Raw genomic sequence first — 16,179 nt, 5'->3', positions numbered from 1 at the left:
TCGACCGTTCAATACGTTCCGCCCAATAGTATAAAGATAACTTAAAGAAAATTAACGCCAAAGATTGGTGTTTATTGGAAAAGGAAAAGGTTTTTCCGTTACCAGGGAGCATAGCACGGTATGTTTTGGAACCCATCAATAATTGGGATTGATATTGGCCATCATAGCGTTAAAGCGGTCGTGCTGAATCAAAAAAAAGAACGATTAGAACTGTTTGCATTTACTGAGGCTGTGCTGCCAGCCTCGGTGATTAATGACCAGCATAGCGTGAATACCTCTGCTTTATTGTCAGTAATACGTAAATTAAAAAAGAACTTGCCTTTCGGAGCCAGGAAAGTTGCCCTGGCATTGCCTGATAGTGCGGTGATCAGCAAGGTTATCCAGCTAGATACAAACCTGAGTGATGAAGAGGCGGAATTTGCAGTTGCTCAGGCACTCAGTGCTTCTTCTCCGTTCCCGGTCGAAGAACTCCGGCTGGACTTTTTCCCGTTATCACCATCAGCGGAGGCCTTAGGGGCGGTGGTGACGGCCCCTTACCAGATCATTGCAGCCCGGAAGGATGCCATTGACAGCCGTGTGGATACCATAAAAAAAGCCGGATTAACGCCAAAAGTGGTTGAGCTGCAGACCCATGCCTTGTTGTGGCTGGCCGAACATACCGCTGAGCACGCAATATTGCAGGAATTGTGGGGAATTGTGGATGTTGGCAAGCGACAGACTGAGTTTTGTATTAAGCCGTCCGGGGCTGCTGCCTACCATAGGGAAATGGCATTCGGTACCAGTCACATCGGTATCGCAGATGGTGCTGAGATTGATGACCTGCAGGTATTTTCACCGGATCCGGCGCAGGCCGAGTTTTTTACCAAGCAGTTGGCTGATCAGCTTAAGCGACAGTTGCAACTTTATAATTCCACTCATCCTCGTTCCCCGATGAAAGGAATTTGGTTATGTGGAGGGAGCCAGCATGTGGTGCTGGATGAGTTGCTGGGACGGCTGCTGAATATCGACGTGCAGTGGATGAATCCGTTTCGTTATTTCCCTTGCAGCACAAAACTGGGCGAGATTGCTGATAATAGCTTCTATAGCCAGTACGCCGTCGCAACAGGGTTGGCTATCCGGGGGATTGCTGAATGATAGATAAAGTCAATTTACTTCCTTGGCGGGACGAGAAGCGAAAGCTGCACCGGCAGCGTTTTTTTTCTTTGTTAGTGGGCGCTTTACTGGTATCGGCGCTATTGCAGTGGGGCGTAGCCACGTATACCGAACAGCAAAAAATGGTGCAGGTGATTCGTAATCAACAGCTGCGGCAGGAAATTTCGATCTTGGAGAAAAAGTTAGAATTATTGCCGGATTTGGACCGGAATCGGGAAGCACTCAAACAGCGCTTGGGTGTTATCGCGGAAATTCAGCAGGAGAGGAATCGGGTAACGCATCTTTTGAGTATGTTGCCCAGCCTGGTCCCCCAAGGGGTTTACCTTGACGATGTCGTAATGACTTCGGATCGTATTGCGGTGAAAGGTATTGGTGACTCTAATGGTCGTTTGGCGACGCTGTTATCTAATGCTGAAGTATCGCTCTGGCTTAAAGATGTGACGATGCATTCAATTGTGGCAACTAAAGGGGAAAAAGAACAGGACCTTACGACGTTTCGTGCGTCTTTTACCATGACCCACCCGAAAGAGTCTGTACAGGTTGTGGCTGTCGCCAATGAAGGAGCGAAAGGGTGAGTGACTGGCAGGATTTGGAATTAGATGAAATCACGGAATGGCCGTTGCTACCGCAATGTGTGGTGGCGATGCTGTTGGCTATTCTCCTTGGTGGGGCTGGTTATTGGTATTGGCTGATTCCACAACAGGGAGAATTAGAGCAGTTGAAGCAGACTGAATATGAGCTTTGTAGTCAAGTGGTTCGACGGGCAAGCCAGGTTGCAGCTCTGCCGGAAGTGAGACTGCAAGTTGAGGCGCTTAAGGAGCGTTACCAGCAGGTAATCAAACAATTACCTGAGGAGTCGGAGTTGGCTAGTTTGTTGTCTGGGGTGAATGATATTGGTGTACGTAACGGGCTTGATTTTCAGCGAATAGAATGGGCTCCTCGGGTCGAGCATCCCCTCTATTATGAGTTACCGATTAATATTGAGTTGACTGGCAGCTATCAAGATATAGGGAAGTTTGCAGCCTCGGTGGCGAAGTTGTCACGTATCGTGACGCTTAATGACTTTGAGCTCAAGTTAATAGGGCAGCAAGGAGAGAGAGAGGCGCTTTCGCTGAAAGTGCAGGCCAATACTTACCGTTTTAAAGCGCCGAAAGCCAAGGGACAGTAGCATGAAACGATATGGAGTCATGATCATGATGTTAGTAAGCATGCTGTTGTGTGGGTGCAGGGCAAATGAGGAGCCGATCCAGGACTTTATTTTGCAAGCTCATGATGATGCAAAAGCTCAGGTTGAGCCTTTGCGGGAAGAATATGCATTTGTTGCCGATGAGTTTGTGATGACTAATGAAAGGATCCCTTTCCTTAGGCCACGACCGGAACCTACGGGAAATGGAGCGGAGGCTGATAAGACATGTTGGCAGCCAGATACACACCGGGAACGAATGCCGCTTGAACGCTATCCGTTGACGCAGCTGAGTATGAAAGGAGTACTGGGTGACGGGAAACAGCTATGGGCCGTGATTTATACCCCTGAGGGAAAACTGGTCAAGATATGTGAAGGATATTACCTCGGTCTTAATCACGGCAAGGTGTTGCGGGTCAGTCCGAAAAGTATCGAGATTGAAGAAACGTTGCCTGATGGTGCTGGCTGTTGGTTGAAAAGGCCGATGAGCTTGTCATTGGTTACTACAGAATTAGCAGTTTAGATAGGAATAAATATAACGATGAAAAGGAATTTTCCGGCAACCATTACAATGCAGGCGATTTGGCTATTGTTTTTTTGCTTGTTGGCTTTTCCGGTAGCCTTTGTTGCAACGGCGGCGGTCGTGGTGGATAACCAAATAACTAATATCGATTTCAAGCGTAATAGCAAAGGCCAGGGAATGTTGAATGTCGAGCTGGCTAAAGCTCAGTCTCTGGTGGATATGCGTAGATCCGGTAAGCAGCTGTATGTTGACATCGTTGGCGCGACACTCAGTGATGAGATGCTGTATGTATTGGATGTCGCTGATTTTGCAACCAGCGTAATATCGGTTGAAACTTTCCGCACAGAAAAGGGAACCCGCCTGATCCTCAATATGTCTGATGCCTTTAATTATGATTATACCTTGAAAGGTTCATTGCTGACGATCATGGTTGAGGGTACTCCAGATAGTAAGCACGCAAACCAGGATGAACCCGTGGTTTATAAAGGTAAGCCCATTTCAATTAACTTCCAGGATGTGCCTGTCCGTAATGTTTTGCAATTAATTGCCGAATACAATGATTTCAACCTTGTGGTATCAGATACAGTGCAAGGGAATGTAACGCTTCGCCTTGATGATGTACCGTGGCCTCAGGTACTGGATATTATTTTGCAAGTTAGGGGGTTGGATAAGCGAGTCCAGGGCTCTGTGGTGCTAATCGCCCCGAAACAGGAGTTGGCGCAGAGTGAACAATTGGCACTGGAAGCCAAAAGGAAAGAAAAAGAGCTGGCATCGCTACGTTCGGAGATCATCCAGGTGAATTATGCCAAAGCCACGGACCTGGCAGATTTACTGCAGGGCAGTGAGGATGGGGTAAGTATGTTATCTTGCCGGGGTTCACTGCATGTGGATCCAAGAACTAACTCTCTGATTATAAATGATATACCTGAAAGTCTGGCGAATGTTCGGGATATTGTCGAAGTGTTGGATATTCCGGTAAAACAGGTGCAGATTGAGGCTCGGATTGTATCGGTTGAAGACAAAGATGTCGAAGAATTGGGGGTGCGCTGGGGGATCCTCAGCAGCAGCGGTAATACGACGGTAGGCGGCTCAATTGAAAGTAATCTGAATTCTATTGGGGTGCTGGATAAGAAAGCTGATGTGACAGATTTTCTCAATGTGAACTTGGCCGCGACTCAGCCGGGGGCATCCAGTATTGCTTTCCAGGTCGCTAAATTAGGGGATGTGTTGCTGGATTTGGAGCTGTCTGCACTACAGGCAGAAGATAAAGCAGAGATTATCTCCACGCCGCGTTTAGTAACGACGAACAAACAGACGGCCTATATTGAGCAGGGAACGGAGATCCCTTATCTGGAGGCATCATCGAGCGGTGCGGTATCCGTTGGGTTCAAAAAAGCGGTGTTGAGCTTGATGGTAACACCGCAGATCACCCCGGATGATAAGCTGGTACTGGATTTGGTGGTAACTCAGGATAGTAAAGGGGACACCGTTAGCACTGGCACCGGTGAAGCGGTATCGATCAAGACCCAGCGGATCGGGACTCAGGTATTGGTTAATAATGGTGAGACAGTAGTTTTGGGGGGGATTTTCCAAAATGAGCTTAAAAATTCAGTGAAAAAAGTACCTCTTTTGGGTGATTTGCCAGTGTTAGGAGCATTGTTTCGCCATAAATTGAAACAGTTACAAAAGCGTGAGTTGCTGATTTTTGTCACGCCGAAGATCGTTTTGCAGTAGTTTCTTATTTTGAACCGTAAATAGTATACCGCATTGTATTACCCCTGTTTGATGCGGTTAATTTATTATAACTCAGAGGAATAGAGAGCATCTTGAATGACACGTTAAGGCAGCGCTGTGGCTCTTTATCTTATCTTGACGGGGAATTAAATTGGCAATGAGTCATACTAGCTATTGCCAAATGACATCGAGTCCTGAGATAATTTTCGGTCTTATCACGAATTAAAAGTGAGGAAGTTGGCGCCTCGGGCTTATTTATTGATAGCCTGCGGGCGGTGTCGTTTTATTAACCGCGCGTAAAATTGCTAAAAATGGCTGAAAAACGAAATATTTTCCTAGTCGGCCCGATGGGTGCCGGCAAAAGCACAATTGGTCGACATCTTGCACAGCAGCTACATATGGAATTCTTTGACTCTGATTCAGTCATCGAAGACCGTACTGGTGCTGATATTAGCTGGGTATTTGATGTCGAAGGTGAAGATGGTTTCCGTGTTCGCGAAGAGAACGTGATCAATGATCTGACTCAAGAGCAAGGTATTGTTCTTGCGACAGGTGGTGGCTCCGTTAAAAGTAAGGAGAACCGTAACCGCCTTTCTGCTCGTGGTATTGTGGTGTACCTTGAAACCACTATTGAAAAGCAGCTTGCACGTACTCAGCGTGACAAAAAGCGCCCTCTGCTGCAGACAGATGAACCACGTGAAGTTCTGGAAGCTCTAGCACAGGAACGCAATCCTCTGTATGAAGAAGTGGCAGACTACGTTGTACGTACTGATGACCAGAGTGCTAAAGTAGTGGCTAACCAAATCATCAAGATGCTTGAAGAACGTTAATCACAAAGAGAAGCTGACCATGGAACGGATCAACGTCAATTTAGGTGACAGAAGCTACCCAATCTCAATCGGCGCCGAGTTATTTAATGACCCGGCGTTGTTTTCCTCTGTCATCCGTGCTGGACGACGTGTTGTTGTGGTCAGTAATGATACGGTGGCGCCATTGTATGCTGCGCAGGTAATGGCGACCATCCGTTCTCTCCAATGTGATGTCTCGCTACTGTCGCTGCCAGATGGCGAACAGTATAAAACCCTGGAAACATTTAATCAGATCATGACGTTTTTGCTTGAGGGCAATTACGGTCGTGATGTTGTGATCGTGGCGCTTGGCGGCGGGGTCATTGGCGATGTGGTGGGGTTTGCTGCTGCAAGCTACCAGCGTGGTGTCGATTTTATCCAGGTACCTACAACCTTGCTGTCCCAGGTGGATTCATCTGTTGGCGGCAAAACGGCAGTGAACCACCCGTTGGGTAAAAATATGATAGGAGCCTTCTATCAACCCAAGGCGGTGATGATTGATAATCACTGTTTGAAAACATTGCCTGCTCGCGAGTTTGCTGCCGGTATGGCTGAAGTGATCAAGTACGGCATTATTGCCGATGCGGATTTCTTTACCTGGCTGGAGCAGAATATCGAAAAATTGCAGGCGTTAGATAATGACGCTCTCTCTTATGCCATTGGTCGTTGCTGCCAGATCAAGGCTAATGTTGTGGCGGCAGACGAGAAGGAATCCGGAGTTCGAGTATTGTTGAACCTGGGGCATACATTTGGTCACGCTATTGAAGCAGAGATGGGCTACGGTAACTGGCTGCATGGCGAAGCTGTAGCAGCAGGAACTGTCCAGGCAGCACAGACGGCATGTCTTAACGGCTTGCTGTCAGAAGAGGATGTCCAGCGTATTACCCGCTTGCTGGAACGGGCTAATTTGCCGGTCGAGGCTCCGGCATCGATGGATTTTGATTGTTTTATGAAGCACATGATGCGGGATAAGAAAGTATTGTCTGGCCAGCTCAGGCTGGTATTGCCAACTGCTATCGGCAGTGCCGAGGTCGTTGCCGACGTACCACATGATATCCTGCGCCGTGTGATTCATGCTTGAAGCTGTGAATAACTATGACGCGTGACATGCAGGTCGCCATGTTGGATCTGGACAGCCAGATCCAACTTCTTTCCCGAATTCAATTTTTGACCCGCTTTAGTTCCAACCTGGTTCAGATCTCCGGCCGTGAAGGTGCTGGAAAAACCTGGTTGGCACAACGTTACCTGGAACAATGGGCAGGTAATAGTAATCAGGCATTATTATTGTGCCACCCGAGTCAGACAGACAGCCAACACCGTTCCATTATTCTTAAGCAGTTGGCTGCCAAGGCAGTATTTAATGAGCAGGATCCGCTCCAGCAGAGTGTGGAGCGATTTTTTGTTGGCGATAGGATAAATCTATTGCTTGTGGTTGATGATGCCCACCTGTTAAGCGCTGCGCTGATTGCCGAGTTGTGGGCTCTGGTACAAAAAGCCCAGACCCAGCCGGGTTGGCAGATCAATGTGCTATTGTTTAGCCAAAGTGGTCGGCTTGATAAGTGTTTGAGCCGGGTATCTCACGGTCAGGGTCTGGCTCCGCTAGAACTTGATATTACTGATCTTACCGCACAAGAAGTGCAAACTTTTGTCGAAGTGATTTTTGCCAGCGACCGGCTGGATGCACAAGAAAGACGATCCCTTAAAGATAAAGCCGTAGCATCGCTACCGACACCGGGGGCGTTGATGCAGCTACAGCAAATGGAGCCGACGAATATGGCTGGTTCATCTTCACGCAAAATATCTCCTATGGCATTGCTGGTGGTTTTGCTTACCCTCGTTGCCGCAGGGGCCTCATACCTGTTTTTTTCTGGTGATGAGCCAGCAGAGCTAGCGACAGATCAGAGTGAAAGTGAGCAAGGTCTCGAGATCTTGCCTGAGCCGGTTTTATCGACCGGGCGTTTTGATGAGCAAGCATTACAGGAACCGACGGAACTGCCGGAAAGCGTATCGCAAGATAAGCCTGTAAGTGATGATACACAGTTATTACTACCACCGGTGTCGAAAGAAGGCCTGACGGTTGGCCGAAGTGATGATAGCCAGCGGGTTGTCGTGCCATCGGATGTGGTTGATGCCATGCTGACAGAGCAGGAACAGGGTGGGACCGGTGAACAAGCCATTGCGATGCGCCCTGATGTCGATGCAGCCTTGACTGAAGTGCTGGAAGAGGCGGCAGAGCCAGAATCTTCACCCGCTCCGGTGCAATCGACTCCGCGTGAAGAGCCTGAGGTTATTGCGCCAGTTGCTACAATACCGCAACCGACAGTACGTTCTCGCGTACCGGGAGTTGAGTTGAAAACAATTGATCGTCGTCATTATGCGCTGCAACTGGCAGCATTGAAGTCGATGTCAGCTGCCAATCAGTTTATTACTGAGTATGAGATTGCCCAGATAGCTACAATTTACGAAACTCGCCGCAATGACGAGCCGTGGTTCATTATTATTACCGGTGATTACCCGGATATGATCTCGGCGAGAAAAGCTGAAACGCGTTTGCCGCAAAAGCTTCAGTCGGTTCAGCCGTGGGTGAAATCTTATGCACAAATTCACCGTGAAATTGATCGGGTAAAATAATCTCGGCACTTAGCAGATATTTACGTGAATTGGTATCAGACTGGGTGTGAAATGAGGTACAATCCGCCACCTTTCGTAACAATATCGGTATTGGTGGTGGTTAGCTGAATGAAAAAGCAACGTGCATTCCTGAAGTGGGCTGGAGGCAAGTACTCTCTGGTCGAGGAAATCGAGCGTCGTCTGCCACCCGCGCGTAAATTAGTTGAGCCTTTTGTTGGGGCTGGGTCGGTTTTTCTTAATACCGATTTTGAGCAGTATCTGCTGGCTGATATCAACCCGGATCTGATCAATCTATACAATATTCTTAAGGAACAGCCTGAGCAGTTTGTTAATGATGCCAAGGCATTGTTCACCCCTGAGTTTAATCAAAAAGGGGCATACCTGGAAATTCGCGAGGCCTTTAATAGTACTCGTGACCCTTATCAGCGTTCGCTGTATTTCCTTTACATGAACCGCCATGGTTTTAACGGTCTGTGTCGTTATAACAAGAAAGGTGGCTTTAATGTGCCGTTTGGCTCTTATAAAAAGCCGTACTTCCCTGAAGAGGAAATGTTCGCTTTTGCAGAAAAAGCCAAGCGAGCGACTTTTGTTTGTGAAGGGTATCAGCAGACATTCTCTCGCGCCCGAAAAGGGTGTGTGATTTATTGTGATCCACCGTATGCTCCGCTGTCGACGACGGCAAACTTTACGTCGTATGCTGGTAATGGTTTTAGCCTGGATGATCAGGCGGCGCTGGCTGATGTAGCAGAAAAAGCTGCAATAGAGCGTGATATCCCGGTGTTGATTTCAAACCATGATACGACGCTGACCCGACGTCTGTACCATGGCGCGGAACTTTCGGTAGTGAAGGTTAAGCGTACGATTAGCCGAAACGGTAGTGGCCGCAACAAAGTGGATGAGCTACTGGCACTGTTTAAACCGGCATTATCTTGATGCTAGCGGGTTGTTGTGACTGTTATGACGATGGTGAGCAGCAACCCGACAAACGCACCTATCCCGATAATCCCAGCAAGTATAAATGGCCACGGACTTTGCTGGTTAAAATCCTCTCGACGATTATGATCGGACTGCACACCGAACAGGGCAGCAGCAACGCTGAGAGCGAGAGAGCTTTTCTTTCCCTTGTTTCTGTTTTGTGGTTGTCCTTCCCGCGGCTTGGCCATATCTCACCTCCCGATTTTCTTCAAGCATAGCTCTGATTTATCGCATTCACGAAGAGCGTGTTTAAAAGCCTTCTTACTGACAGCTCAGGTAATTATTCTGTTTGGGATAAGACATTATTAGCCGGATCGGGTAGAATTGCGCCGATTTCGATAACGTTTTCGTATGTACCGTATAGAGGCTGAACATGAAGGACTTTTTGATCGCTCCATCTATCCTGTCTGCAGATTTTGCTCGTCTTGGCGAGGATGTCGAGAAAGTATTGGCTGCGGGTGCCGATGTCGTGCACTTTGATGTGATGGACAATCACTATGTGCCGAACCTGACATTTGGTGCCCCGGTTTGTAAGGCACTGCGTGATTACGGTATTACCGCGCCGATTGATGTGCATTTGATGGTCAAACCCGTTGACCGCATTATCCCTGATTTCGCCAAGGCTGGCGCTACCATGATCACGATTCATGCCGAAGCGACCGAGCACCTTGACCGTTCCCTGCAGCTTATTAAGGAACATGGTTGTCAGGCTGGTGTCGTATTTAACCCGGCAACCCCGCTGCATTACCTTGACTACATCATGGATAAAGTGGATCTGATCCTGCTGATGTCCGTTAACCCGGGCTTTGGTGGCCAGTCATTCATCCCGGCAACTCTGGATAAACTACGTGAAGTACGTAAGCGTATCGAAGCCAGCGGCCGTCAAATTCGTCTTGAAATTGATGGCGGCGTGAAGGTCGACAACATTCGTGAAATCGCTGAAGCGGGGGCAGATATGTTTGTTGCCGGTTCTGCGATCTTTAGTCAGCCAGACTACAAAGCCGTTATCGATGAAATGCGTGCTGAGTTGGCAAAGGTTGAGCGTTAATGGCGCAGTTTGAAGGTATCCGTTTTATTGCCTTTGATCTTGATGGAACGCTGCTCGACAGCGTTCCTGATCTGGCAGATGCAACAGACAAGGCGATGCAGGCATTGGGCAGGCCGGCGGTGACGGTTGAGCAGGTAACAACCTGGATCGGCAATGGTGCTGATATCCTGATTGGCCGGGCACTGAGCCGCAGCCAGGAGATTGACCCGGGTTTAGACCCGGCGCTGCACCGAGAAGCTCGTCAGCTGTTTGACCGTTTTTACGAAGAAGGTGGTCATCAGCAAAGTAAGCTATACCCTGGCGTAAAAGAGACGCTCGCGGCTTATCATCAGGCTGGTGTACCGATGGCGATTGTGACCAACAAGCCATCACAGTTCGTGCCGCACTTGTTGGAGCAGCATGACATTGCTGACTATTTCGTTGACGTGATCGGTGGTGATACTTTCCCGCAGAAAAAACCGGATCCGTTTGCCCTGCACTGGTTGATGGAAAAGCATCAGCTGGCGGCGTCCGAGATGCTGATGGTCGGTGATTCGCGTAATGATATCTTGGCGGGTAAAGCGGCAACATGTTATGTTGTCGGACTAACTTATGGCTACAACTATGGCCAGCCAATCAGTGCCAGTGACCCAGATATTGTACTGGATCACTTTAGCCAGTTGGCAGAAGTGGTTAAACTAGGCAGCTAGTACGATCGGCCGCGAATAGGCTGACAGCGAGTTTTGATTTTTGTCAGCGGCGAAAGCCGCTGCTTATTTGAGTGACATAGGAAAATCTCATCATGACTAAACCCATTGTATTGAGTGGCGTCCAGCCTTCTGGCGAATTAAGTATCGGTAACTATTTGGGTGCGCTGCGTCAGTGGGAACAGATGCAGGATGATTATGATTGCCAGTACTGTGTTGTTGACCTGCATGCCATCACAGTACGTCAAGATCCCAAAGCGCTACATGAAGCGACATTGGATGCACTGGCTATCTGCCTAGCTGTTGGTGTAGACCCGAAGAAGAGCACACTGTTTGTTCAGTCACATGTACCGGAGCATGCGCAGCTTGGCTGGTTGCTTAACTGCTATACCCAGATGGGCGAACTGAGCCGTATGACCCAGTTCAAGGATAAGTCACAGCGCCATGCCAACGATGTGAATGTCGGCCTGTTTGATTACCCGGTACTGATGGCGGCAGATATTCTGCTATACGGCGCTCACCAAGTGCCTGTGGGCAGTGATCAGAAGCAGCACTTGGAGCTGGCTCGTGATATTGCTACGCGCTTCAACAATATTTACGGTAACGAAGAAGCTATCTTCCAGGTACCTGAGCCATATATCCCAACAGTTGGTGCGCGTGTAATGAGTCTGCAAGATGCGACCAAGAAAATGTCTAAGTCGGATGACAACCGTAAGAACGTGATCACGTTACTGGAAGAGCCGAAGTCAATCATCAAGAAGATTAACAAAGCGCAAACGGATCCGGAAAACCCGCCGCGTATCGCCCATGATTTCGAGAACAAAGCGGGTATCTCTAACCTGATGGGTCTGTACTCTGCTGCGACAGGCAAGTCGTTTGAAGAAATCGAGGCACAGTATAAAGGTGTTGAGATGTATGGCCCGTTCAAGAAAGATGTCGGTGAAGCGATTGTAGCAATGCTTGAGCCGGTACAAGCGGAATACAGACGTATTCGTGAAGACCGTGCTTACATGGATGCTGTGATGAAAGCCGGAGCTGAAAAAGCATCAGAGCGTGCAGCGGTAACGCTGAAGAAAGCTTACGAAGCCGTGGGTTTTGTAGCCCGCCCGTAACATTCATTATTTGTGATGATGCCAAAGCCGACGACATGTCGGCTTTTTTTTATCTTTTGATTTCTCACGAGTTACTTCTTTCTGACTCAAATGACCTATCCTGTTGGAAAATACGCGAAAAACGAGTACGCAATCGTTTTCTAGATTATTTACTCAGCCTCTTGTCACATTTATCAATTGAATGACTAGATGTGGCAACCCAAATGCCCAGAATGTTGCATATCAAAGAATAATGTATAGCACTGAAGCAAAGAGGCTAAATAATGAGACATTTATCGCGTACAGCGGTGGCGTTGGCTGTCGGTTCCGTAATTTCTATGAGTGCTCAGGCAGAGATCATCATCTCTGAATATGTTGAAGGTTCTAGTAATAACAAAGCGATTGAACTTTATAATAACGCTGAAACAGGAAGTATTGACCTCGCAGGTTATACATTAGCTAATTATAAAGATGGTAGCGATACACCGTATTACAAGAATGTTAGCCTTACTGGTACGTTAGGTGCCGGTGAAGTGATGCTGGTGGTTAACAAAAAATTTAAAAAGGAATTGTTACCTGAAGGGGTTACAACCGTTAAAAACAGCAATATTAACTTTAATGGTGGTGATGCCGTTGGATTGTTCCTAAATGATGTTCTGGTTGATGTGGTTGGTGATATTCCAGCTAAAGGTGGATGGGGTGAAGATGTCACCTTGAAGCGTTATTCTAACAGTTTGTCTCCTTCTACTAGCTTTGATATTAACGAGTGGAAGATAGAAGCAAAAGATAATGTGGACGGACTCGGTTCTGTGGATGGTGTGGAGCCACCGTTAGCTTTTGTTTGTGAAACTGAATCCGGTGAGGTGCCTGAGTTTACTTCCATCAATGAAATTCAAGGTTCCGGCGACACGTCTCCATTTATTAAGGGCGACCCATTTATTACGAGCGAAGACTTTTTTGTTCGCGGTGTCGTAACTGCTCGTGGTGACGGCTTATTCAAGGGGTTCTACCTTGAGGCTCTTGATGCTGATGATGACGATTCCACCTCGGATGGTCTGTTTATCCATACCGGTTATGCACCAACTGATGATATTAAGCCGGGGGCGGTAGTTTGTGTTAAAGGTAAGGTGCAGGAGTTATTCAACCGAACTCAACTAGCCTCAGACTACTATAGCTATAAGACGACATCTACCGAGCCTGTTCCGGCACTTCACCCACTGATTATTAATGAAGGCGAAACCTTACGTGATGCACTTGAACGTTACGAAGGGATGAAAGTCGAATTGGATGCTGGGACTGATCTTCGTGTCACTCGTAATTTCAGTAGGGATTACGATGCTTACCGCAATAATATGGTGGTGTCCCATAAGGCGCCTCTTATTAAGCCAACCCAGCTTTATGCGGCTGAGTCAGACAAAGCTAATGCTGAGCGCGATAACAACAAAGCCAACCAGCTCTTTATTGAATCAGAATACAAAGCTAAAGATGGTGAGCTGCCTTACTTTGCCGATTTTAACGCTGAAGATGGGTATATCCGAATCGGTGATCGGGTTGAAAACCTTGAGGGCGTGATTGATTATAGCCATAAGAACTACCGCCTAGTTGCAACCAACCAGCTAGGTAAAGCAGATTTTGTCCGTGATGATGAGGTTGCTCATGAGCGCACGGATGCACCTGTATTAGCAGAATCTGGGATTAAAGTTGCCAGCTTTAACGTGCTTAACTTCTTTACCAGTTTCAGTGAGATTGGTGGTCCGCTTAATGCGAGCTGTAAAAACCAGGCTGATGCAGATAATCAGTACAGAGGGTGCAACCGTGGTTCCAGAAATACTGCTGAATTTCCGCTGCAGCGCGCCAAAATTGTTAATGCGATGAAAGCCATGGATGCCGACATTATCGGGATCATGGAGATGGAAAATAATGGCTTTGGTGACGGCAGTGCCATTAAGAATCTTGTTGATACTTTGAATGCGGAGTTCTCTGATCCTGCTGATTTTTACACTTATGTTGAAATCTCTGCTGAAGATGCTAAGAAATATGCCAAAGATGGTGCGGATTTTGAAGGTATCAAATACTTTGGTTCCGATGCGATTATGGTGGCCATGTTCTATCGCCCTGCCAGCGTATCATTAGCCGGCGATGCTCAGGTTATCGCAACCCCGGAACAACATGGTAAGGTCGGCAAAAAATCATTAAAAAAATACCAGCGTCATAGTTTGGTTCAGGGCTTTAATGTGCCGGGCCAAAAAGAGCCGTTGCATGTGATTGTTAACCACTTTAAATCAAAAGGATCTGGCTGTATTGAAGATGTTAAGGCTGCAGACGACCTGCAGGGTAACTGTACTGAATTCAGGGTTTCAGCAGCAGAAGTGGTTGGTCAGGCCGTCAGTAAGTTAAAAGGCGATGTACTGGTTCTTGGCGATTTGAATTCTTACGGTATGGAAGATCCGGTGCTGGCGTTGACGACTATTCCTGAAGCGCGAAAAGGGAAAGTAAAAACGGCATCTTCAACAACATTGAATGGGGAAGAATATGATGTTGTTGGACGAGTGCTGGAAAAAGGCGCTGGCCTGGTTAATCTTAACGATCCTACCGCTTTCTCATATAATTATGGTGCTGAATTAGGAAGCCTTGACCATGTGCTGGGTAATGTATCCGTAGTAAATAAACGCCTAGGCATTACTGATTGGCACATCAACTCGCTGGAAAGTAACCTGTTTGAATACGGTGGTAAATATACCGGTGATTTAGATAAGTCCGAAAACGCGTTCTCCGCTTCCGACCATGATCCAGTTATTGTTGTATTGGACTATAAAGGTATTGCTGACGGCGTGAAGGTGAAACCTGTTCGCGACGGTGAATCTGCAACTCTACCTGTAGCCATATCACGCAGTGATGCTGGTAAGTATCTTGAGGTTACTTTAAATGTTACTCCAACAGCCAAGCTAAAGTCATTTAGTGGAGATGTTTCTGGCTCTGAGCAAACAGAGTCGGTTCAGGTTACTCATCTGGTGACCCAGGTTGAAGCTGACAGCGGCAGTGCAATCATTGCTCTACCAGCAGAGCTGGCGGTTGGTGGTTACCAAGCCAAGTTAGCCTTGTATGAGCAGGATCCTCGCTCTATATCTGATCAGAAATCGGATGATCTAGGTTCTGCCACTATTTCTGTTGAAAAAGCAGTGTCTTCATCAACGCCAACGCCAACGCCAACACCAACAACAAAATCAATTGAAGAAAACTCTTCAGGCGGCTCTTTCGGTTTCGGTGCTCTATTAGCTCTTGCGGGCTTTGGATGGACACGTCGCCGTCGCTCATGATTTTGATGTAGTTCACCAGTAAATCATCAAGGCCAGCAATTAGCTGGCCTTTCTTATTTGTGTCGGTTCTCAGGACACAAAATATGGTTTCTGCTTGCCTTTCTGTTTCCCTGTAGCAAAATAGACCGCCAATCCATCCTTGGAGCTGACGTTTCAAATGCTGCTGATCATCGATAATTACGACTCTTTTACTTACAACTTGTATCAATACTTTTGCGAGCTGGGTGCGGAAGTGAAAGTCGTACGTAACGACGAGATCGATATAGCAGGCATTGAAACTTTGTCACCGTCCCATCTGGTGATTTCACCGGGTCCATGTACGCCGAATGAGGCGGGGATTTCCCTCCAAGCCATCGAACATTTTGCCGGTAAACTGCCCATTCTGGGGGTGTGCCTTGGCCACCAGTCGATAGCTCAGGTCTTCGGGGCTGAAGTCGTGCGTGCCCGCCAAGTGATGCATGGTAAAACATCACCGGTTAGCCATACCAGCCGCAGTGTTTTTACTGAATTGAATAACCCGTTGACGGTGACCCGCTATCATTCCCTGGTGGTGAAAGCCGATACTCTGCCGGATTGTTTTGAGATCACAGCCTGGACGGAGCGTAATGGTGAGTTTGACGAAATCATGGGGATAGCTCATAAATCACTGCCGATCGAAGGCGTGCAATTTCACCCAGAGAGTATTTTGACCGAGCAAGGACATCAGCTTCTGGCCAACTTTCTTCGTCGCTAGCCTAACTTGGCTTACCTCTGCAGAGTTTTATTCTGCTTCAAACTGCTGAGTAGTGGTTTGTCTACCCACAAGATTACACATTTCCCTCATAAAAAGAGCTTTCCAGATTGATTGATTGGGGAGTTTGTCGCGATCTTTATCACTTTTTTTAACATTTTGTTTGTTTTTAATCGCAGCTTTATTGTGGGAATTTTATGCATGCCTGTATGGCTTGATCCTATGTTTCCCAAGTGGAAAGACTATGTTTTCTGTTTTTTG

Annotated in this window: 15 protein-coding genes; 14 read left to right on the top strand and 1 reads right to left on the bottom strand. The window is 47.4% G+C overall.

Annotated elements, in window-relative coordinates:
• Window positions 1-120 precede the first annotated feature (120 nt).
• The 9 genes from pilM to Q0852_RS08270 all read left to right on the top strand — a co-directional run bounded on the left by pilM (window position 121) and on the right by Q0852_RS08270 (window position 9,004).
• Window positions 121-1,134: a type IV pilus biogenesis protein PilM gene (gene pilM / locus Q0852_RS08310; RefSeq protein ID WP_299016871.1), complete on the top strand. Its 1,014-nt coding sequence runs from the start codon at window positions 121-123 to the stop codon at window positions 1,132-1,134.
• Window positions 1,131-1,727 carry a PilN domain-containing protein gene (locus Q0852_RS08305; protein ID WP_299016869.1) on the top strand — a complete coding sequence of 199 codons (597 nt, stop codon included), beginning with the start codon at window positions 1,131-1,133 and terminating at the stop codon, window positions 1,725-1,727. The genes pilM and Q0852_RS08305 overlap by 4 nt, the downstream gene beginning before the upstream one ends.
• Window positions 1,724-2,320, top strand: coding sequence for a type 4a pilus biogenesis protein PilO (locus tag Q0852_RS08300; protein ID WP_299016867.1), 597 nt, complete (start codon window positions 1,724-1,726; stop codon window positions 2,318-2,320). The genes Q0852_RS08305 and Q0852_RS08300 overlap by 4 nt, the downstream gene beginning before the upstream one ends.
• A gap of 1 nt (window position 2,321) precedes the next feature.
• A complete protein-coding gene (locus Q0852_RS08295) occupies window positions 2,322-2,858 on the top strand; it encodes a pilus assembly protein PilP (protein WP_299016865.1) in 537 nt (178 codons plus the stop codon).
• Between the two features lie 18 nt (window positions 2,859-2,876).
• Entirely contained in the window at window positions 2,877-4,592 is a 1,716-nt protein-coding gene (locus Q0852_RS08290; protein ID WP_299016863.1) for a type IV pilus secretin PilQ, read from the top strand.
• Between the two features lie 311 nt (window positions 4,593-4,903).
• On the top strand, window positions 4,904-5,422 hold the full coding sequence (aroK, locus tag Q0852_RS08285) for a shikimate kinase AroK (protein ID WP_299016861.1): 519 nt from the start codon (window positions 4,904-4,906) through the stop codon (window positions 5,420-5,422).
• Between the two features lie 19 nt (window positions 5,423-5,441).
• Window positions 5,442-6,521, top strand: a complete 1,080-nt coding sequence (gene aroB / locus Q0852_RS08280; protein WP_299016859.1) for a 3-dehydroquinate synthase — start codon at window positions 5,442-5,444, stop codon at window positions 6,519-6,521.
• Window positions 6,522-6,535: 14 nt separating this feature from the next.
• A complete protein-coding gene (locus Q0852_RS08275; RefSeq protein WP_299016857.1) occupies window positions 6,536-8,071 on the top strand; it encodes an AAA family ATPase in 1,536 nt (511 codons plus the stop codon).
• Between the two features lie 108 nt (window positions 8,072-8,179).
• Window positions 8,180-9,004, top strand: coding sequence for a Dam family site-specific DNA-(adenine-N6)-methyltransferase (locus Q0852_RS08270; RefSeq protein WP_299016854.1), 825 nt, complete (start codon window positions 8,180-8,182; stop codon window positions 9,002-9,004).
• A gap of 2 nt (window positions 9,005-9,006) precedes the next feature.
• Here Q0852_RS08270 and Q0852_RS08265 read toward each other — a convergent pair whose 3' ends face one another.
• A complete protein-coding gene (locus tag Q0852_RS08265) occupies window positions 9,007-9,234 on the bottom strand; it encodes a DUF2970 domain-containing protein (RefSeq protein ID WP_299016852.1) in 228 nt (75 codons plus the stop codon).
• 185 nt (window positions 9,235-9,419) lie between these two features.
• On the opposite strand from Q0852_RS08265, the gene rpe reads away from it, so the two are divergent.
• The 5 genes from rpe (at window position 9,420) to Q0852_RS08240 (ending at window position 15,921) form a co-directional block, all read left to right on the top strand.
• A complete protein-coding gene (rpe, locus tag Q0852_RS08260; protein WP_299016850.1) occupies window positions 9,420-10,094 on the top strand; it encodes a ribulose-phosphate 3-epimerase in 675 nt (224 codons plus the stop codon).
• On the top strand, window positions 10,094-10,783 hold the full coding sequence (locus Q0852_RS08255; RefSeq protein WP_299016848.1) for a phosphoglycolate phosphatase: 690 nt from the start codon (window positions 10,094-10,096) through the stop codon (window positions 10,781-10,783). Before rpe ends, Q0852_RS08255 begins: the two co-directional genes overlap by 1 nt.
• A gap of 92 nt (window positions 10,784-10,875) precedes the next feature.
• Window positions 10,876-11,892 (top strand): tryptophan--tRNA ligase, encoded by a 1,017-nt coding sequence (gene trpS, locus Q0852_RS08250; RefSeq protein ID WP_299016847.1) that lies wholly within the window; start codon window positions 10,876-10,878, stop codon window positions 11,890-11,892.
• Window positions 11,893-12,155: 263 nt separating this feature from the next.
• Complete coding sequence (locus Q0852_RS08245) at window positions 12,156-15,188, top strand: ExeM/NucH family extracellular endonuclease (protein ID WP_299016845.1); 3,033 nt, start codon at window positions 12,156-12,158, stop codon at window positions 15,186-15,188.
• 157 nt (window positions 15,189-15,345) lie between these two features.
• A complete protein-coding gene (locus Q0852_RS08240) occupies window positions 15,346-15,921 on the top strand; it encodes an aminodeoxychorismate/anthranilate synthase component II (protein ID WP_299016843.1) in 576 nt (191 codons plus the stop codon).
• Window positions 15,922-16,179: the final 258 nt, after the last annotated feature.

It is taken from the genome of uncultured Photobacterium sp. (genome assembly GCF_947502415.1).
GTDB lineage: Bacteria > Pseudomonadota > Gammaproteobacteria > Enterobacterales > Vibrionaceae > Photobacterium.
Note: the sequence above shows the minus strand (reverse complement) of the source record. Positions and strands in the feature narration are given on the sequence as shown.